Consider the following 20,379-nt stretch of genomic DNA (forward strand, 5'->3'; position numbering starts at 1 on the left):
GAACAAACGTTCTTATTATCGAGTGTGTTTTTTATAAAGCACAAAACCCTCACCTGGAAAGGCGAGGGTTATTCTTTTTTCTCATCATTATTGCTTATTTAATATAACGGTAAAATGTATTTGTGGTATTAATTGGTAATAAAAGTCATAATAAACATATGTATTTTGAACCTATTGGAAAAAATAAAAACTATTATATATAGTAGGGTTTAAATTATGAGCAGAGGAGAGATAGGTTTGATGATAGTTTGGAAGAAAAGTTTTCTTGTACAAATAACGGTTTTATTGATGATTTTATCTTTATTTTCTCCAGCAACAACAAGCTTTGCAAGGGGATATTTCACGACCGCCGATAATACTACAATATATTTCCCTATCTTACTTCTACCATCATACTTCCATTTTTTTAAAAAAACTCATTTTTTTATATACTTTATTTGGAAATCATTGTAAAATGTTATTATCCTAAAAGCCGGCAAAAAGGGATGGTAAATAATAACTGTTTTAGACTTATCTCTAAATTATTAATTTATGACAATAGTTGTAAATTAGACAATTAAATAACTTTTTATAATGTTATTTTACCATTTAAAATTGAACAAAGCGAGGGATTACATAATATTATGAAAGCATTTAAAATATTATTATCATTGAGTTTAATTTTTCCAATATTTCTAGGTTTTTCCTTAAAATCTGCAAATGCAGAAACAAATTCTAATTCTTTAGTTACTATTATGTCATGTCCGGAAGTAGGAAGTTATACTACTGTATATAGATCTAGAACTACTTCAAGTAAAACAGAATTCACTCATTATGCAAGTAATAGTAGTACTAGTACAGATACAGTCAGTCGTTCTGTAGCAATCACTCATTCTGCTACAGTTACACTGGGAGGAAAAGCTTCTTTTGATGCTCTTGTTTCAGGAGCCGAAATTTCTGCAAATGTTGGGTATGGATTTAATAATACAAAAACATTAACTAAAACATGGTCAATACCACAAGGATCTTGGAAATTAACTGCTGGAAGTAGATGGGTAAAATCTACTGGAACTCGTTATAAAGTTGCACCACCTTGTAACCTGACATCTCCACAAACAACATCTGCAAATTACACTTATGCAACATGGAGTGCTAAAACTCAACAATAGTAAATATATTAATCTACAAAAATCTCAATGAGCATTTTTATATTGAGATTTTCTTTTTATGTATAATAAAGGAGGATTATTTTGCAAAATAAAGCTTTGGTCATTTCAATTTTCAGTTTAGGATTATTTATCTTCATTGGGTCACTAATAATTTCAAATTCTATTAAACAAATAGAAATACAGGGCCAAAATCAAATAGAACAAAAACAAAAAAAACAGTTACTATCTGCATCCGAGTTAGCTGAATATCTAGGGATATCAGATACTGAACTTTCCAACTTATTAAGTTTTGAAAATAATCCTGGACCTGGTGAAATAGGTATTTCATCCATCGAAATTAATGGTAAATTATATTATCCAGTAAAAGCAGTTGATGAATGGCTTTTAACTGGAGAAGGCAAATACCGTAAAACTGCAAATGAATAATTATAGAAGAAATTAAATCTTAAAAATAAAAACTCCCTATAAGATTTATTATAAGGGAGTTTTTACAATACATTTACTTCTAAAATTATTAAACAAACATTATAGGTTACATCAAGTATTATGGACCTTTAGGATATCCATAGACTTGTTTTGATTAATATTCAAGGAGGAACAATGATGCTTAAAAACACAATAACCCTCGTAAAAATTGTTTCTTTAATACTTCTATTAGCAGGATGCACATCTTTAAATACTGATGAATCTCCTTCTAAAAACTATGAAGAAAACCAAACTCTGCAAGAGCAAGAAAACCAAACTCTGCAAGAGCAAAATAAAGTTAAAATAAATCAAGGCGACATACCTACCTTAGAGAAAAAATTAATACCTCCAAAGTTCATTATTAAGAAATTTACTGCAACATATGATAAATCAAAAAAGGAAATCATTTATCAAATAAACTATAAAATTGATTTAGAGATCTATAATATTTTAACTAAAGGAAAACAAGAAATGTATTTCTCATTAGAATATCCTGAAAGTGTTCAAAAATATTATAATAATTACTATTCTGAGCTAATAGAACCTCAACGACCAAAAAATTTAAAAATGGGTTATCAAATTTCCTTTAAACAAAAACCTATTAGAGAATTAAATAATGAAGAAATACAAAACATTACTAATAATCTAGAAAAATATAATCTTCATATTGCTGATAAAGATAAAGATGTAATATCAATCTATGATGATATTATTGGGTTTATGGATTACGAGCCAGGAATTTCAAAATCAGAACATATTGATGAAACAAAAAAATAAAAGCCCTTATAGGATTTTAGTGAAAAAATACCAATTTATAATGCTATTTTTTTTATAGCTTAAAATTGAATGAGTTAGTTAATAATAAAGTAATCCTTATAGCAAGTAGCACAGCTGAAACTCACTACAACACAAAGCCCTTCCTAATGGAAGGGCTTAGCTGACCAATTAAAATATCTTTGTCCTATTAATAAGTAATTACCTTTATCCATAATTGGGGAAAGTGTGGATTGTGAGCACTCTTCATGCATCAAAGTGTAATGCTCATTGATATAAACCATGTCTGTTTCTTCGAACCATACTCCACATTCAGGACAACGTATTTTACGAACCTTCAAAACCAATCAACTCCTTGGATTATTTTCAATAAGGAGTTCTTATTGTAGTTCTTATTTCCTATTAAGGAACGGTTAAATAAAAGTAAATTTATTGTGAACTTCTAAAATACTCATCCAACAAATTTGTCGAATGCATCTTTAGTGCTGGTTCCCAATATCGTTTAAATCCATGATATCCCCGAGCGTAATAGTCATACTGCCAAAAATCTACATTGTCTAAGAATGGTTCCTCGATTTTCATTTTATTTTTTCTCAATTCAACTTTCATATCGCGAACTTTTATTCTAATCTTTCTCAAAGTTTCTTCAACTAGCTTAAAATAGGGTTCATGAATCTTAAAGCAGGCATTAGTTATTGTCTTAAGATCGCTTTCCAATATATTTAATAAGTAAGTATGTAGAATGTAATTATGAATCAATTCCTCTTGTTCATCAGGTAATGGGACTTTCATATAATCACTACTTATTAACTTATATCGACTCTTAAAATATCCTCGATCTTTAAAATGAATATTTCTTGATGAAAACCTAAAATTCTAACTTCTTTCTTTATTTCATCTAGGTAGTGAATATTTCCTATATATAGCTTAATATCTCCATTTTCATAATAAGTAAAAACGAGCTCTTTATTAAATTCCATTGCCTCACAAATCGTATTATTAATCTTTTCGAGTAGTTGTTCATCAAGAATAGGTTTTTCCATCTTATAAAAACTCTTATCAAATTCTCTTAATAATTTAACATGTTCTGGCAGAGTCAATGATGTCCATTTAATTGAACCTCGATCTTTAATCATAATTACCATCCTCACTTAATATAATATTTTTATTATACAAACATATGTTCGATTTTAAAATAGAAAATGTACGTATGTTAGTATATAATTTAATTAAAAGAGCTAATATTATGGATGGTTTACTTCAAAGGTCTAGTGAAGGATATTTATATATTTTTCGCTTTAAATGAATATAAAATAAGAAGGCCAATAAGCCTTCTTCTTATTATTCAAACTTATATTCAACTGTTTGTTCTCCAGTAATATCTTCGAATGTGTCACCATTCATTGTGTAACCATTCATTGTGTAACCAAAAACTAATTTCACACTGTTAATTTGATCGTCTTTTATAACAAACCCATCTTGGTATTCTTTCTTAACTTTACCGATGAATACTGAATCCGATTCTGAATCATCTACGAAGAAGTCTTTCAATTGACCATCTATTTGTTCGCCTTTGTCAGTAACAACATTCATAAGATCATACCATTCAACATTTCCGTCTGTAGTATTCTCAGCTGTAAACTTAACTTGAACATAAGAAAATCCATCTTTTAATTCTGCTACGTCAGTATCAGCCATATATGATAAATCTTCAGCAAACACTGGATCAACATCTGTCATTTTAATAACCTTAATATCTTGAATCGTTACTTTTAATGGAGCAATATCCACAGTTTCATTTACTTGCTTGATTTTTAATAATTCGCCTGTTCCTGCTTCTGATTCAGCTTTTTGCCCAACTTCTAATAATTCAACATTTCCATTTTTATCTTTTTTAGGTTCTGACACTTCTTCTTTATTTAAAGATTCCTGTTCAGCAGCCTTTGGCTCTTCTTTTGGTTCACTTCCAGAAGACTGTTCTTCAGCTCCACAACCTGCTAATAACCCACCGACAACTAAACCTGAAATTAATAATTTTCCGTACTTAAGCAATTATTATACCTCTGTGTAATAATAATGTAATAAAATAAGTCCTTAATCACTATATCATGTAATCTTTTGTAATGTCATTACCTTTTTATGGTTTTATATAATTATTTTTTCCTATGTTTCTCTTAATTATTTTAGATCTAAAATTCTACATGGGAATTTGATACTTTTGCATATTTCTTAAAATACTAGATTATTGAGAAACTCATTTTTGAAATAAATGGATATATTAGAAGGAATTGCGAATAAATGCACTTAAAATAAATTGCAGGTTAGTTCAACAAAGTAAGTTCAATTAATTCCCACTGAAAATGGTATTTAATGTTAATATAGTAGAAAAAACACTGATAGTAAGGGGAGCTTATGTTTGAAATTTAAATTATTATCTTCTTTTTTATTAATCTCGGTATTATTAGCAGGATGTGTTAATGAAAAAAAAGCTACAACATATGATTATCAAAAAATTAGGCTAGAGCTAATTGAAAAGAAAACTCTAGAAGAAGGAATATCATATTCCATAAAATTGATAAATGGTAGTGATTTTGTTATAAAGCAAAATAATGTTTTTGTTTCCTTTCCTATAAAATACGGTGAGGCTGCTTATAAAGGTAATGAATATAAAGTTGAAGCTAAGGGAAACAAATTAGATATTCAACCAGGGGAAAAGGTTACATTAGATGTTTTTATGCCGTTTGAAGGTATAGGTGATAAATCTTTGTTAGGAATAGATAATCCTAGTATTCAATTAATAGGTTATATGGAAACCGTAGATATTAAACATCAATTTAGTGTTGGCGGAGACTTAATCAAGAATTGAAGCTAAGGTTTTTAAGCTAAGGGGGCTAGAGGCAGGCATTTTTTTATTCGACTAACGAAGCAGTTTAGTACAATAAGAATTAGCAGGGAATTCAATTGTTTTTTTAAGAAATAAATACATAGGACTTATTAGTTTATAAGTTGGAGGGAATATACTTTGCAAAATCCATTTCACCATTTAGCAAGAGGAATCTTTATAAAAGATAATAAAGTATTGCTAGCACAAGCAAGAGGATATACAAACACCTTTCTACCTGGTGGTCATATAGAATTTGGTGAAAGTGCTAAAGATGCATTGAAACGAGAAATTGAAGAAGAGTTAGGCATAAATTGTACTGTAGGGAGTTTTCTTGGAGTAGTTGAACATAAATGGGAGAAAAATGGAGTGCTACATTGTGAGATAAATCAAGTTTTTGAAGTGAAAAGTGATGAGTTCCATAGTAATTCTAATCCTAAATCTATTGAATCACACCTTGAGTTCTTCTGGTGCAATGGAAGTGATTTGGACGATAATAATTTACAACCTTATCCGTTCAGGACTCTAATTAAAAATTATTTAAACGGTAAAAAAGATGTCTGGTGGGAGAGTTCTTTAAGCATAGAAATTGATGATTCGAACAGAAGCTAAACTTTTCTTGTTTAGCTAACGGGTGCAAGAGTTAAAGATGGGATCGCTGCGGCGATCTTTTTTCTTTTTAGACTAATTGGCAGTTTAGTTGAATAAGAAATAGACTCTTGGTTAAATATGGTATACAATTATCCCTAAGGGAACGTATGTTCTTTTAGGTGGGATTGCTTTTGATGTGTAAAAAAATAAACTATAAAATTTATGATTGGAGTGTTATTGGATGCAAACAAAAAAAGTTTTTCTATATGTATTTAATACAATGTCGGACTGGGAATATGGATATTTAATTGCTGAACTAAACTCAGGAAGATATTTCAAAAAAGATTTAGTACCTTTAAAAGTAATTACAGTAGGAGCTAATAAAGAAATGATTACTACTATGGGAGGACTGAGCATAAAACCAGATATTTCCCTTGATGAATGTACTCTTGAGAGTAAAGATCTTTTAATTTTACCAGGAGGGACTACTTGGAATGAAGAAATTCATCAACCTATCTTGGAAAGAATTGGACAAGCTTTAAAGCTTGGCACTATTGTTGCTGCAATTTGTGGTGCAATTGAGGCCCTTGCGAATATGGGATACTTAGATACTAGAAAGCATACAAGTAATAATTTAGAATACACTAAAATGGTATGTCCTAACTATAAAGGAGAAAAGTTCTATGAGGTGGGATCTGCGGTATCTGATGCGAATTTAGTTACTGCATCAGGAATAGCTCCTCTGGAATTTGCGATGGAAGTACTGAAAAAATTAGATGTATTTGCACCAGATACATTAGATTCTTGGTATAGCCTAAATAAGACTCATAAACCTGAATACTTCTTCCAGTTAATGAACTCAATGAATAAATGAGTTAAAATATCAAATGGCATTTTTATTTTTTGAAATAATCTCCATACTTTGTACGATGTCAAAGTATAATTTTTACACATAATCAAAGTTTTTAGATAAGTTAACAGAGGTTGTTGATAATTGTAAACTATCGGGGGTGTTGATCCAAGCAGGATTAATGCCCTTTTATGTTGAACTCCTTATTGTAGAAACGGAGCAGAATAGTTGAAAAACTGTTACAATTTCTTTATTTTGTTGGTAATCTTTGGTAATATCTAATTTAGAGATGTAAAGAAAGGGGAATCTATATTACATATGTGGAATACCTTGAAATGATTATTTAATTAGATAGAGACAGTTACGGTCCTTGATTCTTAAGGATACGTTTATTTGTTCATCTGAAATCATTCAAGGGATACATGGTGTGGATAATTAAATTCCCATTACCAAGCAGATACCTTTGTATATCTGCTTTTATTTATGGGTAAAAATACATCTCATTATAGTGTCCCTAAATTTGGGGGAATTTTAATGAAAAGTCAGTACGAAAACGAAGAAATACTAACAGGAGGGAATGTCTCCAACGTATATCGTTCGGGTGATACTGTTCGACGTGAATTAAAGCCTGATAGTGTTAAAACTCATAAGTTATTGCAGCATTTGGAAAGTAAAGGTTTTGATTATGCACCGAAGTTTTTAGGTATTGATGAAAAAGATAGAGAGATATTATCATTTATTGAAGGAGAAGCTGGTAATTATCCTTTGAAAAAATATATGTGGTCTAATGATGTATTAAAAGAAATAGCGAAAATGCTTCGTCTCTATCATGACGCTGTGAGTGATTTTCCGTTATTAAATGAGTGGAAACCAATGGATAATACTCCCTATAAAATAGAGGTTGTATGTCACAATGATTTTGCTATATATAACATTATTTTTAATCACGAAAAGCCAGTAGGTATTATTGATTTTGATGTTGCTGCTCCTGGTCCAAGAATTTGGGATATAGCCTATACTCTTTACACTTGCATTCCTTTAAGTAGACTTTATCATACTGAAACAGGTGAGGCAGTTTATTATGATACATTAAAGGATGCAGACCGTATAAAACAAAGGGTTAAATTGTTTTTTGAATCCTATGGTATTGAGGGAATGGAAAATGGTTTTTTAGAGATGGTATTGCTACGAGTAGAAGGATTATGTAAATACATGATAAAAAAAGCCAGCGAAGGTGATGCTGCTTTTCAAAAGATGGTAGATGAAGGGCATCTTGAACATTATCAAAAGGAACTTCAATTCATTCGTAAACATGGAAAAGAGTGGATTTAAGGGGAAGGTTTTGTTGAACTCCCTCAGTTAGATACATTTATCTCTCGAATGCTAAAGGTGCAGGATAGTGCAATTAGCAGTGACTCTTTACATTTAATTACTAAGGAAATATTTACAATAATTAAAATTACAACCTTGAACTTTTATTATCAATAATTTAGAATGAACCTAATAATTAGGAGAGCGATGAAGAAGAAGAGTAAGCTTTAAGAACGCTTCAGAGAGCTGATGGTTGGTGAAAATCAGTGTGGGATTATTGCTGAATGGGCTTCTGAGCTACTAGACTGAAAACAAGTAGTAGGTTTAGCGGACTGTCTTACCGTTAAAAGAGACTAAGTATCGAAACAAATTTAATGTTTCAGTACGGATAAGTGCGTTTACATTTGTAAACGAATAAAGGTGGCACCACGGGTTACTCGTCCTTGTTTTTTAGGATGGGTAGCCCTTTTTGTATTAATTACATATACAAGGAGGTTTATAATGAAAAAAACTATTTTAACTGGAATAAAACCTACGGGACAAATTCATTTAGGTAATTATATAGGAGCGATAAAACCAGCCTTAGAACTAGCAAAGGTACAAGATTTTAATGCAGCATACTTTGTTGCAGATTATCATGGTCTTACAAAAATCCATAATCCTGAGGAATTTAGACATTTATCATACGGAATAGCAGCAACTTGGTTAGCATTGGGGCTTGACCCTGAAAAGGTAATCTTTTATAGACAATCTGATGTTCCTGAGATATTTGAATTGAACTGGATATTAAGCTGTTTTACATCCAAAGGGTTAATGAATAGGGCTCATGCATATAAAGCTATTGTTGATAGTAATAAAAAAGTGGATAGAGATATAGATTTTGGTGTAAATATGGGGTTATTTAACTATCCAATTTTAATGACGGCAGATATTTTGATGTTTAAAACGGAAGTTGTTCCTGTGGGAAAAGACCAAGTACAACATGTAGAGATAGCTAGGGACATTGCTGAAAGTTTTAATAATCATTACGGAGAGACATTTTTGTTACCCGAGTACAAAATACAAGAAGACACAGCTGTATTGCCTGGATTAGATGGTCGAAAAATGAGTAAAAGTTATAATAATACAATTCCACTTTTTGAAGAACCAAAAAAATTACAAAAACTAATAAATAAGATCAAAACAGATTCATTGCCCCCAGAGGTACCAAAAGACCCTGATACGTCAGTTATATTCATGTTATATAAAGAATTTGCTTCTCCAACTGAAGTAGACAAAATGAAAGAACAATTTTTAAGTGGCATTAGCTGGGGTGAAGCAAAAAAGGAATTGTTTAATGTTATGGATAGATTTATTAGCCAACCACGGGAAAGATATCATGAGCTTATGGCATCCCCTGAATCATTAGATGAAATTTTAAAAGAGGGGGCAGAAAAAGCAAGAGCAATTAGTGCTCCATTCCTAAAAGAAATTAAGCGTAAAATCGGGTTTTATGTATAGAGGCAAAATGCAAAATAAAGAGATATTGTGAAGTAATGCACTTAAAATAACGGGTGCTTTAGTGTAAGAAGAGATTACATAAAACCTCATTTTTTTATGCAGCTACCAAGCTTCTTCAGAAGATCAAAACGTTGGTAAATCAACGATGTATAAAATCATAATAATCGATAAAAACCGAGAAGAGCCAAAACCTTAATATTACTGGGTTTGGCTCTTTGGCTTTATTAGGATAGTTGCGATTATGTTAACTAGTTTTGTATAGAGTATTCATGTTATATTTTATTTTAGAACTTTACTCAATTAAGCGTAAAAAATTTTGATTTGCTGGATTGCCCTTAATATAAATAATCAATGACTTAAAATATTTTAACTTTGTAGGTATTCTTTCTTTATGTTTTCTGTCAACTTCTCAAGCTTAGTATCTAAAATAATATAATTTTCATCACATAATTCTTCAATGTCTGCTTGATTATGGCTAGTTAATAGGATCGTATGTCCCTTTTTTTGTTGAACTTTAATAATATCTTTAATATCCTTATAGGTTTTAAAATCCAATGCATTGAAAGGCTCATCTAGGATAATTAAATCTTGATCTTCCATGATAGCCTGAGCAATCCCTAATTTTTTTTTCATTCCTAACGAAAATACACTAACTCTTGATTTGTCATTTGGATCTAATCCCACTAATTGTAGAGTATCTTTTATTTTTGTTTCATCGATTTTATTATTTATTTCGGCTAAAAATTGTAGATTTTTAAAAGCACTATATATACCGATATATCCTGGATTATTAATTAAAACACCGGTATCGCTAGGAAAATCAAAATCCTTCCCCAATCTTTTTCCGCGAATATAAATCTCTCCACTATCAGGCTTGATAAAACCAGCTATGAGTTTAAATAAAACGGATTTACCACTTCCATTTGAACCTATAATCCCAATAGTTTGGCCCTTTTTAATTTTTAAGTTTACATCACTTAAAATAGTACGGCCTTTAAACTTCTTGTTTACATTATTTAATTCAATAATAGTCTCCATAATTTCATCCTTTGTTAAAACATTTTTGATATAAGCCACTTTGTAAAACACTGAACAGCAAAAGATTTGAAACACCTAAAATGCCAATAGAGTGAAAGTAAGAAATTCCTTGCCTTTCACCAACAAATTCTTCAAGCCTTGCCAGTGACGATAACCCGATTGGAAAATATTTAATCCATGATGTATCTACTAAACATAATAAATAAGACAATACTATTACTATAAACCCTGTAACAGCTGTTTTTGTGTAACAAAACAAAGAAAAAATAATTAAAAAGGTTATAAAGAGTTCTAAAAACTTACTGCTAATAATTATTAGCAACAAGTAACTGGTATTTAAATTCTGAACTCCTTTTTCATCAAAAAATGGAATCATATAGTTATAACCATTAAACGACAAATTAAACAAACTAGATGCAATAAATGCAATGATTAAGGTAACCAATATGTAACTAAAGAGAAAAAAAACTGTTGATCGCATAATTGATGAAAACCAATGTTTCTTTTTCTTTAATCTGATAATTATCATGAAACTCCTATTAATACTTTCCTTTTCTAAAAAATAACTTAATAAATAAATCGGTATACCGTTATAAACAACTAACCGAAGAAAATCGAGAAAGTTAAAATACCCCGTTCCATGGCCGTAAAAAAGAATAGTCAACAAATCAAAAAAAGTAATATTTTTTTGAGTGAATATAGTAGAAAACACTAAGAAAGCTAATAATCCAAGAATAACAATAAGGTTAAATTTATTCATTAAAATACTTAAATTCCATTTAGACATCGCATCAGAATAATTAAATTCAAATGTGATTTTTTTAAACCAGAATTTTTTAACAGTTAATAATATACCAACAATCGATACACATTCTAAAAGAATAAGGTAATAAAACTTGTTACCTAATACAGCAAAAGCATGATGTAAAATAATATAGTTATTTAAAAATAAGTAAGGAAATTTTAAATCTATATCTGTACGAATACTTATTAACATCATTAAATAGATAATAATAATACTAAAAATAACATATTTTGGATCCAGAAAATGATTCAAAAATACGAAAAGAATTCCAAGAAACGTTAATCCTAGAATTAAGTAGATTATAATAAAACAACTAGCCAATAGTGGATTAGAGTAAAATTCTTGAAAGTTACTTAATACAAAAAGACTTTCATTTTCTAAAACTGTAAAAAGATTCTCAAATCTAAGTCCTATTCCCATAATTAGCGCAATAAGAACGTGGAATATTACAAACAATGTAGAATTTAAAAAGATTGAAACTACCTTTGAAAAGAAATATCTATGAAATTTCTTGGATCTAATCCAAACACTTTCCTCGTCATTAGTGTATAAATTAAATAATAAAAATATAAAACTAATAATCATGAAATACAACAAGTAATAATGATCTGTAATAGCGTTTACTATAAATTCCCAATAAGTAAGATTATAAGTAGTGGCCAAATTTTTTAAATATAGGGTATAAATAGTATAAATTAATAAAATGATCCAAATTTTATTTGACAAAAATTTATTAACATAACTTTTTATTAAACTCTTTATCATAGTGGATTTAAAACTCCTTTTTTATTGAATACTACACCTCATAAACTGATATTTTCTTGAAAGTTTTAAAGTACAGTAAAAATCCACTAATAAAAATAATTAAAATGATAGGCCCAACTAATAATCGCTCTGTTGTTACAGCTGCTTGATCTAATGTATTAGGATCAAATGATGTCACTAATCGAAAAAAAGGAACTCCTAATACGGATAGAATAAAATTTTCTAAAATAGAATAGACAAAAGGACCTGTTAACACAATAAAAATATTATTTATATACAATGAAAGGACAAATCCAAAAGACGATATCAAAAAACCGATTACCGATCTCCAGACACTTAGCCAGAATCCGTACATTAAAGGGTGGTGTACAAAGTATTCACCTGCAAATTTATTAATTGAATCATTTTGTGTCGAAGGAGTTATTTCTGGAAGGAAATAGAGAGAAATTATTATTCCTACAAAAGATACTAAACTGTAACCAACATAAGATGTACCTGCAGAAACACTTACTGCTGCTGCGATAGTCATTACTCCTACTAACCCTACAATCTTTTTCTTCATATGTAATCCTCCTAATATATTTAATAGTAATATGTAATTATGTTTTCTAATGACATTTTACATATACTAAAGTAAATTTTATCATTTTATCTAAAAATTTCCATATATTTTTACAATATTTTTACAAAAAACAGATAAAAGTCACTAATTTAAATCTTATTTTTTCAGATTTTTGACCTATCTGATACTATTGTTATTATTTCTGAGTTAAAAATCTTTTAATTTAAGATCCTTTTTCAATACCGATAATGCATCATTATGTTGACTACGTTTGTATACAATCCCTTTGAGATTGGGAATCTTCTGCAACTAACGGTGCAGGATAGTTGAACAAGAAAGACGAATATTATTATCTAAAAATGCACTTTTAAGGTGGTAATTTTGTGAATATATATATTCTTGTAAAAGAAATGATTGATGAATGGGACCCAATAGGCTTGCTTAGTTTGGGATGTCCAGATAATGCTGTACATTAAGTCAGTTAGTAATCCAGATTTAGGAGGAACTCAATTATGAGAAAAATTATTGTGCTTGAACATGTATCTCTTGATGGTTTCATACAAGCCCCAGGCGGGCCAGACGAAGATATCACCCGATTACGATCTCCTGGCCGATCTTCTGGTTCAGGCTTCAAGCACTCTGTAGCAAAGTAGGGGAATAGTTCCCTTCAAAAAACAAGGAGGATTTTCATGGATAACAATCTGAATCAATCGTTCGAAATTGCAATTACGCGTGTATTCGATGCCCCTCGCGAACTCGTATTTAAAGCATGGACAGAGCTCGGGCATTTCGCGAAATGGTGGGGACCAAAGGGGGTCACCCTCGAAATCGTTAAAATGGACGCTCGATCAGGTGGCGAGTTTTTAGGTATTCAGACGTCTCCTGACGGAAATCAGGTTATGTGGGGAAAATTTGCATACCAGGAGGTTGTCGAACCTGAGAAAGTGGCTTATATCCGATCCTTTTCCGATGAGCAAGGCAATACGGTTCGAGCGCCTTTTAGCGTGAGCTGGCCTCTTGAAATTATGAATATCATAACGCTAGAAGATGACGAAGGTAAAACTGTTTTAAAACTGAAAGGTTGCCCTGTGAACGCTTCAGCTGAGGAACAAGAAACCTACAAAGGTATGGCTCCAAAGCTTCAACAAGATCTTGAGGGTACTTTCGATAAACTTGCCGACTATCTTGTCTCCCTGAATTAGAATACGATATAAAAAAGTTAATCGGCCAAAAAAACCTTAATCACTTTGAATATTACGTTTCAGCTGGGAATGTTTGTTCAATAAAACAGCAGCAGTCTAGGACTTTATTTTCTCGTCCATGGCTGCTGCTGTTTCGTTTATCGCGTCAGTCTAATACTTTGTTTTCTCATGACTGCTTGGACATGAAAAAGGATCCACCACTCAATTATATGCCCAACTACGGGGTGAGCTGCGCAGAGAATTGTATCGCCGGTATTTCTAGGTGTAAGAGTGGGGTTGGCACTTGGTGACAGCTTCACTGGTACTATCCCGAATTCGCCGTACGGTTGAAAAACTTAATATCGTGAGAAGTCATTAATAATTTACCATTATATACCAAGCGTTTGCGGGTGGTGTCAGCTACGCTGGTACTACCCCATAATCGGGCGCATTACTGGAAAAACGGTAATGCTTTTTTCTTATTCAACAAACGTGGCAGATTAGTTTAAGTAATATGGTAAAATTGTCTAGGGGTAAATTTTAGTGGGGGATAATGATGAATTCGAAAACTGTAATTAATGTAATTGTATTTATAATAAATATTCTATTCACAACAATTATTGCTATTTGGGCTTTATGGAGTGGTTTACCTAAATTGATATACTTCTTATGGCTGTTTATTGGGATAATAAGTACAATCTTTTTTGCTTTTTACTTCATAAGATTTTCAAATTGGAAGGAATTTATGTATAAAAGCCTTTTACACGGATGTTTAATATATAGCATTTTATGGATACTTACTGTTATTCAGGGAATTGGTAAAATGATATTAAAGTTCTTCAACTAAAAGGTACGATGCTTCAATAAGGAAGGATCGCTTTTTCTTATTGAAGTAAATGGCAGGTTAATTTAATAAAAAGGAAATATTATCTAATTTGTCGAAATGTAAGTTAAAAAGTTTTGATGAAGGAGATAAGTTCATGAATTATATAAAAGATATGCGAAAGTTTATTGGTCACGAAACTCTGTTGACTGTAGGATGCGGAATAATAATAGAGGATAATGAACGGATATTATTACAACATCGTACAGATGAAGACAATTGGTGTATTCCTGGGGGGCTTATGGAAATAGGGGAAACTTTTGAAGAGACCGCCAAGAGAGAGGCTTTTGAAGAAACAGCATTACGAGTTAAGGATTTAGAGCTGTTTGGTATCTATTCAGGAGAAAAATGTTTTGTTCAATATCCAAATGGAGATAAGGTCTTTAGTGTTCAAATCATTTTCAAAGCTAAACAATATACAGGGGAATTAAAACAAAAGGATATTGAAAGTAGGGAACATCGATTTTTCAGGAAGACGGAACTTCCTTCTAACTTAAATCCGCGTCAAAGATCTTTTATTATGGATTGGGCCGAAGGGATAAGAAATCCAATAATAAAATAATGTTTTATCTTCTTCAACAAACAGGTGCGATTTCAATAACTAAGGATCGCTTTTTCCTTCTTCAAGTAACGTGGCAGTTTAGGTGAAGAAGGATTGATATAAAATGAGCAGTAAAATATAAAAGTAATTTCGATTAAAGTATAGAATTTTACTGGAGAAAAAGTTTCATAAAAATGGAGGGTAAAATGATTTTCTTTGATATAGACGGTACTTTACTTGACTATGATTATGCAGAACAGGAAGGGATTTTAGATTTTTTCCGAAGTAATCCTTGCCTTTTTTCTTTTACTGACCAACAGGCTATTGAAGTTTGGAAGCAACTTTCTAGTGAATACTTTAAGAAATTTTTAGCAAATGAGTTGTCATTTCAAGAACAAAAAAGGGTACGAATGATTGAACTTTTTAAAATGGCTGGAATTAATCTAAAAAATGAAGAGGCTGATGACAAGTTTGAGAATTATTTGTCTTTTTATAAGAAAAATTGGAAGGCTTATGAAGATGTCATAGAGGTTTTAGACAAACTAAGAGAAATGGGCTATCCATTAGGTATTATCAGTAATGGGGATTATCAACAACAAGTAGAAAAGTTGCAGCGTATGGGTATAGAAGAATACTTCGACTTTGTTATTACCTCAAGTGAAGTAGGTACAGCAAAACCAAATAAATTGATTTTTATTGAAGCCTCTAAACGTACAAATAGCCCTATTGAAAACTGCTATTATGTAGGGGATAGATTAGATACTGATGCATTAGGTAGCAAAATGTCTGGAATGACAGGTATATGGTTAAATCGAATAGATAAACAACAGCATCCAGAAATTATTGTAATAAGTTCTCTTCAAGAATTATTAAGTGTTATTTAGATGTATTTTTAAAATTTTCTTTTTAAACTATTTGGTGCGTTGCTTCAATAACTAAGGATAGCTTTTTCTTATTCATGTATGGTGCAGGTTAATTGAATAAGAAAGGCGAATAAAATAGGTTTAAAACCCAATTTTTATTGCATTCTTTATGGGGGTTTACCAATGAGTTATATTAAAGGCAAATTAGACTTGTTACGCAATGCTATAAAAGAAATGACTAAGACAATTATTAAATAGTTGATGATTTATTTTTATCAACTTATCATCTGGCTTTACTTCGCATTAAAGCTTTTTTATTGGACTCAAAAGACAATTTCTTATTTAATGAAAGGGCTGCCATTTTGCGGAATAAGGCTTCCTAACAGAATTTATGAAGGGAAGGAAAAATTACAAACTTTGAAGAAATAATTAGGATAATTTATAGGGGGTACTTTAAAATGTTTATCGTAAATGTTGAAGGTGCTGTAAGAAAAAATGATAAGTGGCTTATTATTGAAAGAAGCAAAAAAGAGGAACATGCTGGTGGTCTGCTTTCCCTTGTTGGAGGTAAGGTAGATATAGAAGGAAATTCGTCGGACATATTAGAGAGAACAGTGAGGCGAGAAATTTTAGAAGAAGTCGGTGTGAATGTAAAAGACAGGCTAAATTATGTACATAGTACATCGTTCGTAACAGAAAAAGGTGAAAATGTTGTTGATATTGTTTTTCTTTGTGAATATGAATCGGGGGAGGCATTTCCTAAAAGTCCTGATGAGGTAGAAGAGATATTATGGTTAACTACGGAGGAAGTATTAAGCCACCCAAATTCGCCAATTTATTTAAAGGAAAGTATTAATCATGCGGACGCATTGATTCGAATTCATTCCTCATAACTGCTTTAAAATTATTATTGAAATATAAGTTGTTATACATAATTGGAGGAAACTTTGTATGAAAAAAAGGATATATATTGTGAGACATTGTGAAGCACAGGGGCAACCTCCAGAGTCACCACTAACAGAAAAGGGATATACACAAGCGAAATATTTATCTGACTTTTTATCAAATACTAATATTGACCGAATCATATCAAGTCCCTTTTTACGTGCAATTCAGTCAGTAGAACCAATAAGTAAGGAAACAAACATAAAAATTGAGATTGATGAACGTTTATCGGAACGCATACTAAGTACACAGGATTTACCAGACTGGCCAGAAAAACTTAAAGCAACATTCGATGATTTTGAGTTGAAATTTGAAGGTGGAGAGTCGAGTAAAGAAGCTATGAATCGAATAGTAAACGTTGTAGAGGAAGCTTTTAAAAGTGAATTTGAAAACACAATAATTGTTACACACGGAAATTTAATGTCTCTACTGCTAAAGAATTATGATAGCAGCTTTGATTTTGACTGTTGGAAGAGTCTTAGTAATCCTGATGTGTTTGTATTAAGTTACATAAACAATGAAGTAGATATGGAACGTTTATGGCGAGAGGAACTAATAAAAAAGTAGTATATTTGGATTTGCCTTGTTCAATTAAAAGGTGCGATGCTTCGATAAGGAAGGATCGCTTTTTCTTATTGAAGTAAAGATGCAGGATAGTTTAACAAGGAATTAATGGTCTTTTCTCGAAACAATAAGTAATTATAATTCTGTTAATTGGAGGGAAAATGGAGAAGAAAATAGTAATTATTTTTATTTTGTTACCAATAATCAGTGTAATCTTCGTTTCCGTAACACCTTTTTTAATTAAAGCAAACGTCGAAAATTATGAAGAGTTCAAGGATGCTAAGTTTGGATTTCCTATCCCTTATGTTAGACAGAACCTTTTAGAATCAGGTTCTGATTACGAAGGAGGATTTCCACATCAGTTTGGATTACAAATGGATTATTTAGATGAGGATCCCGAATTCAAATTTATCTTAACTAATTACTTTCTTTCGTTCAGTATTATTTATATTTGTCTATTGGTAAGTTGTTTTCTTGTTCAGAAAGGAAGAAAGTTATTAAAATAAAGCTTGCGTTATTTTGACAAGAACTGTTCAAATAGTAGAAGGTATTATTAATACATATGCCTATTATACCGACAAGATTTGGGGAGCTATATAATAGAAGAAAAAAACACCATCGGTGCCAAAAAAGTGCGAAAAAGAGGTTGATGGAGCGATCTAAATTGTTAATGACCATTTTGTGACCTTAAATAAAATATATTCAAAGATATTTTTAGATTAAGATGTTCGCTGAAAAAGTTGAAAAATTTGCGGTAGTTGGATTTTATATAGTGTCATATTGTGGCATATTATAGGTAACTACATGGGCGGCATGATGTAATAGCTGCTGAATCCCTTGGTATATAAGGGTTTTAAAGAAATCGGCTAACAAAATGCTAACATATCCTAAATTAAAAGAGGCTTCTCATTAGTTGATTAAACTTTTGGGAGGCTTCTTTTTTCATTTCTTTTGTTACGTGGAGATAGACATTTTTGGGATTTGTTTATCTAAATGACCGAGTCTATCCATAATTTGTTCGAGAGCTGCACCAGCCTCTGCTAAAAGTGAAGTATGTATATCCCGTAAAGAATGGGGCGATGGCTGATATGAAAATAAATGTGAATGTTAGTTCAGCCGCCTTTTTTTGAACTACCATGAAAATTAACTTCTGTTAGATTCGAAAAATGGCAATACTTAAATAGACGCAGCTCATTCATCTTTTTAAAAGGGGAGAGCGTCTGATCATTGGTGTTTATTTACTTGTTTAATGGATTAGGAAGCTTCTGTTATTGTAACCGTATAGCCTAAGTTTTCTAGTCTTCGAACCGAATGGCGTACAATAGATACCTGTCTTTGTTTATCAAAGTAGTCTTCGCCTAAGTCTACATACATTTCTTTTCTAGTTAACAGGTAATATGCGATCCGTAATATCGCATGGGCAACTACTATAGCTGCTCTTTTGTTGCCTTTTCGTCCTGCTGTTCGTCGATACAATGCACCAAGATAGTTTTTTGAACCTCTGACCGATTGAGCTGCTTCAGTTAATGCTGATCTTAAATACTTATTTCCTTTTTTAGATTTAGTTGATTTTCTTTTCCCAGCACTTTCGTTATATCCAGGTACGAGAGCTGCCCATGAACAAAGATGTGCCGCAGTTGGAAATTGATTTTTAACATCAGTACCGATTTCAGCTAGGATTTGTTCAGCCATTCTTCTGGCGATTCCAGGAATCGAATCTAGTCTTTCAATATCTTCTTCATACGAGTTTACTCGTTGGGCTATCTCTTGATCTAACATTTCAATTTGTTCAGTTAGAAAATCAATGTGAGTTAAAATCGTTTTGAGCATTAAGCGTTGATGTGGGTTAACATAGCCCTGAAGTGCTAATTCAAGTTCTGCTTTTTTCTTTTTCATTGTACGACGAGCGAAGTTTGCTAGTTTCTCAGGATCATCCTCGCCGTCAGCGATAGCTCGAAGCATATCTTTCGAGGAAACCCCCATAATATCTGAAACGACAGAGCCTAGTTTGATATTGGCTCCTTCTAAAACTTTTTGAATTCGATTATGTTGTCTTGCACGTTCTTCGATAATACTGCGGCGATAACGGACAAGTTCCCTCAGCTCTCTTTGAATACGGTTTGGAATGAAACTTGCTTTGAGTAAACCATGGCGAAGAAGTTGGGCAATCCATTCGGCATCTTTAACGTCGGTCTTACGACCGGGGAGGGCCTTCATGTGTTGGGCGTTTACTACTAGAAACTCAATCCCTTCAGATTCTAGTAGGTTAACAATAGGTTTCCAATAAACACTCGTGCTTTCCATTGCAACATGAGTACAGTCATGTTCCTTAATCCAGTCGATTAACTTAAGCAGAAAAACTGTTTTGGTAGGAAACGTTTGAATCTCCTTTCCATCAGGTGTCATAATACATGCAGTGATATTGTCCTTATGAACATCCATACCACATGCTCTTTCAATGATTACATCCATTGAAATTCTTCCTTTCTAGGCTTGTAAATTGGAGGCTGGTGCAACAATCAGAATAAGGATTAATCTACCATGAGTGCTTCCCGTAAGGGAGCGACAGTTTGTGATGCACCGTGGTCGTTGGAGTCAGACTAACGGATGGGCTCTATGGCACCATAGTTCATCGACCTTCCTCTCCAGCCTTAGAACAAGTATGGACGGATTCAATACATTTTCATTCTTTGTGGTGAAGAGCTGTTTTTT

At 31.7% G+C, this 20,379-nt stretch carries 22 protein-coding genes and 1 other annotated feature; of the genes, 15 read left to right on the forward strand and 7 right to left on the reverse strand.

Translation table 11 applies throughout. The features are described 5' to 3' along the window. The first annotated feature begins 623 nt into the window (after nucleotides 1-623). From WQ54_RS15195 to WQ54_RS15205, 3 genes are all read left to right on the forward strand, one after another. Entirely contained in the window at nucleotides 624-1,148 is a 525-nt protein-coding gene (locus WQ54_RS15195; RefSeq protein WP_046517921.1) for a hypothetical protein, read from the forward strand. Nucleotides 1,149-1,229: 81 nt separating this feature from the next. Further along, a complete protein-coding gene (locus WQ54_RS15200) occupies nucleotides 1,230-1,574 on the forward strand; it encodes a helix-turn-helix domain-containing protein (RefSeq protein WP_046517924.1) in 345 nt (114 codons plus the stop codon). A gap of 174 nt (nucleotides 1,575-1,748) precedes the next feature. Continuing rightward, entirely contained in the window at nucleotides 1,749-2,390 is a 642-nt protein-coding gene (locus WQ54_RS15205) for a hypothetical protein (RefSeq protein ID WP_156177968.1), read from the forward strand. Between the two features lie 426 nt (nucleotides 2,391-2,816). On the opposite strand, the gene WQ54_RS15215 is transcribed toward WQ54_RS15205, so the two are convergent. The 3 genes from WQ54_RS15215 to WQ54_RS15225 all read right to left on the reverse strand — a co-directional run bounded on the left by WQ54_RS15215 (nucleotide 2,817) and on the right by WQ54_RS15225 (nucleotide 4,439). Continuing rightward, complete coding sequence (locus WQ54_RS15215) at nucleotides 2,817-3,179, reverse strand: hypothetical protein (RefSeq protein ID WP_046517931.1); 363 nt, start codon at nucleotides 3,177-3,179, stop codon at nucleotides 2,817-2,819. A gap of 14 nt (nucleotides 3,180-3,193) precedes the next feature. After that, nucleotides 3,194-3,523 carry a YolD-like family protein gene (locus WQ54_RS15220; protein ID WP_046517934.1) on the reverse strand — a complete coding sequence of 110 codons (330 nt, stop codon included), beginning with the start codon at nucleotides 3,521-3,523 and terminating at the stop codon, nucleotides 3,194-3,196. A gap of 205 nt (nucleotides 3,524-3,728) precedes the next feature. Beyond that, nucleotides 3,729-4,439, reverse strand: coding sequence for a hypothetical protein (locus WQ54_RS15225; RefSeq protein ID WP_046517935.1), 711 nt, complete (start codon nucleotides 4,437-4,439; stop codon nucleotides 3,729-3,731). A 364-nt stretch (nucleotides 4,440-4,803) separates the two neighbouring features. Here WQ54_RS15225 and WQ54_RS15230 point away from each other — a divergent pair, with 364 nt between their 5' ends. From WQ54_RS15230 to WQ54_RS15250, 5 genes are all read left to right on the forward strand, one after another. Continuing rightward, the gene (locus WQ54_RS15230; RefSeq protein ID WP_046585127.1) at nucleotides 4,804-5,253 is read left to right on the forward strand and encodes a hypothetical protein; all 450 of its coding nucleotides are present in this window, start codon (nucleotides 4,804-4,806) and stop codon (nucleotides 5,251-5,253) included. Nucleotides 5,254-5,409: 156 nt separating this feature from the next. After that, nucleotides 5,410-5,880 carry an NUDIX domain-containing protein gene (locus WQ54_RS15235; RefSeq protein ID WP_046585129.1) on the forward strand — a complete coding sequence of 157 codons (471 nt, stop codon included), beginning with the start codon at nucleotides 5,410-5,412 and terminating at the stop codon, nucleotides 5,878-5,880. A 220-nt stretch (nucleotides 5,881-6,100) separates the two neighbouring features. Then, nucleotides 6,101-6,733 carry a type 1 glutamine amidotransferase family protein gene (locus tag WQ54_RS15240; RefSeq protein ID WP_046585130.1) on the forward strand — a complete coding sequence of 211 codons (633 nt, stop codon included), beginning with the start codon at nucleotides 6,101-6,103 and terminating at the stop codon, nucleotides 6,731-6,733. Between the two features lie 510 nt (nucleotides 6,734-7,243). Next, nucleotides 7,244-8,041 carry a phosphotransferase gene (locus tag WQ54_RS15245; RefSeq protein ID WP_046585132.1) on the forward strand — a complete coding sequence of 266 codons (798 nt, stop codon included), beginning with the start codon at nucleotides 7,244-7,246 and terminating at the stop codon, nucleotides 8,039-8,041. 177 nt (nucleotides 8,042-8,218) lie between these two features. After that, nucleotides 8,219-8,468 (forward strand) — a binding site (T-box leader). A 53-nt stretch (nucleotides 8,469-8,521) separates the two neighbouring features. Next, nucleotides 8,522-9,520 carry a tryptophan--tRNA ligase gene (locus WQ54_RS15250; RefSeq protein ID WP_046585142.1) on the forward strand — a complete coding sequence of 333 codons (999 nt, stop codon included), beginning with the start codon at nucleotides 8,522-8,524 and terminating at the stop codon, nucleotides 9,518-9,520. Between the two features lie 366 nt (nucleotides 9,521-9,886). Here WQ54_RS15250 and WQ54_RS15255 read toward each other — a convergent pair whose 3' ends face one another. The 3 genes from WQ54_RS15255 to WQ54_RS31960 are packed head-to-tail and all read right to left on the reverse strand — an operon-like array spanning nucleotide 9,887 to nucleotide 12,690. Then, nucleotides 9,887-10,558 carry an ABC transporter ATP-binding protein gene (locus WQ54_RS15255; RefSeq protein ID WP_046585159.1) on the reverse strand — a complete coding sequence of 224 codons (672 nt, stop codon included), beginning with the start codon at nucleotides 10,556-10,558 and terminating at the stop codon, nucleotides 9,887-9,889. Nucleotides 10,559-10,562: 4 nt separating this feature from the next. Beyond that, on the reverse strand, nucleotides 10,563-12,128 hold the full coding sequence (locus tag WQ54_RS15260; RefSeq protein ID WP_046585143.1) for a hypothetical protein: 1,566 nt from the start codon (nucleotides 12,126-12,128) through the stop codon (nucleotides 10,563-10,565). Between the two features lie 31 nt (nucleotides 12,129-12,159). Beyond that, nucleotides 12,160-12,690 carry a hypothetical protein gene (locus tag WQ54_RS31960; RefSeq protein WP_052737810.1) on the reverse strand — a complete coding sequence of 177 codons (531 nt, stop codon included), beginning with the start codon at nucleotides 12,688-12,690 and terminating at the stop codon, nucleotides 12,160-12,162. A gap of 512 nt (nucleotides 12,691-13,202) precedes the next feature. On the opposite strand from WQ54_RS31960, the gene WQ54_RS34735 reads away from it, so the two are divergent. From WQ54_RS34735 to WQ54_RS15300, 7 genes are all read left to right on the forward strand, one after another. Continuing rightward, entirely contained in the window at nucleotides 13,203-13,343 is a 141-nt protein-coding gene (locus tag WQ54_RS34735) for a hypothetical protein (RefSeq protein ID WP_231597539.1), read from the forward strand. Between the two features lie 36 nt (nucleotides 13,344-13,379). Beyond that, nucleotides 13,380-13,892, forward strand: coding sequence for an SRPBCC domain-containing protein (locus WQ54_RS15270; protein WP_046585145.1), 513 nt, complete (start codon nucleotides 13,380-13,382; stop codon nucleotides 13,890-13,892). Between the two features lie 959 nt (nucleotides 13,893-14,851). Further along, a complete protein-coding gene (locus WQ54_RS15280) occupies nucleotides 14,852-15,316 on the forward strand; it encodes an NUDIX hydrolase (RefSeq protein WP_046585147.1) in 465 nt (154 codons plus the stop codon). A 185-nt stretch (nucleotides 15,317-15,501) separates the two neighbouring features. After that, a complete protein-coding gene (locus WQ54_RS15285; RefSeq protein WP_046585149.1) occupies nucleotides 15,502-16,179 on the forward strand; it encodes an HAD family hydrolase in 678 nt (225 codons plus the stop codon). Between the two features lie 437 nt (nucleotides 16,180-16,616). Next, nucleotides 16,617-17,051 (forward strand): NUDIX hydrolase, encoded by a 435-nt coding sequence (locus WQ54_RS15290; protein ID WP_046585150.1) that lies wholly within the window; start codon nucleotides 16,617-16,619, stop codon nucleotides 17,049-17,051. 58 nt (nucleotides 17,052-17,109) lie between these two features. Further along, the gene (locus tag WQ54_RS15295; RefSeq protein ID WP_046585151.1) at nucleotides 17,110-17,670 is read left to right on the forward strand and encodes a histidine phosphatase family protein; all 561 of its coding nucleotides are present in this window, start codon (nucleotides 17,110-17,112) and stop codon (nucleotides 17,668-17,670) included. 158 nt (nucleotides 17,671-17,828) lie between these two features. Further along, nucleotides 17,829-18,173 (forward strand): hypothetical protein, encoded by a 345-nt coding sequence (locus tag WQ54_RS15300; RefSeq protein ID WP_046585152.1) that lies wholly within the window; start codon nucleotides 17,829-17,831, stop codon nucleotides 18,171-18,173. Between the two features lie 748 nt (nucleotides 18,174-18,921). Here WQ54_RS15300 and WQ54_RS15305 read toward each other — a convergent pair. Next, nucleotides 18,922-20,139 (reverse strand): IS110 family transposase, encoded by a 1,218-nt coding sequence (locus tag WQ54_RS15305; protein ID WP_046585157.1) that lies wholly within the window; start codon nucleotides 20,137-20,139, stop codon nucleotides 18,922-18,924. Nucleotides 20,140-20,379 lie beyond the last annotated feature (240 nt).

Origin of the sequence: Bacillus sp. SA1-12, from assembly GCF_000981385.1 — a bacterium.
Taxonomy (GTDB): domain Bacteria; phylum Bacillota; class Bacilli; order Bacillales; family Bacillaceae; genus Metabacillus.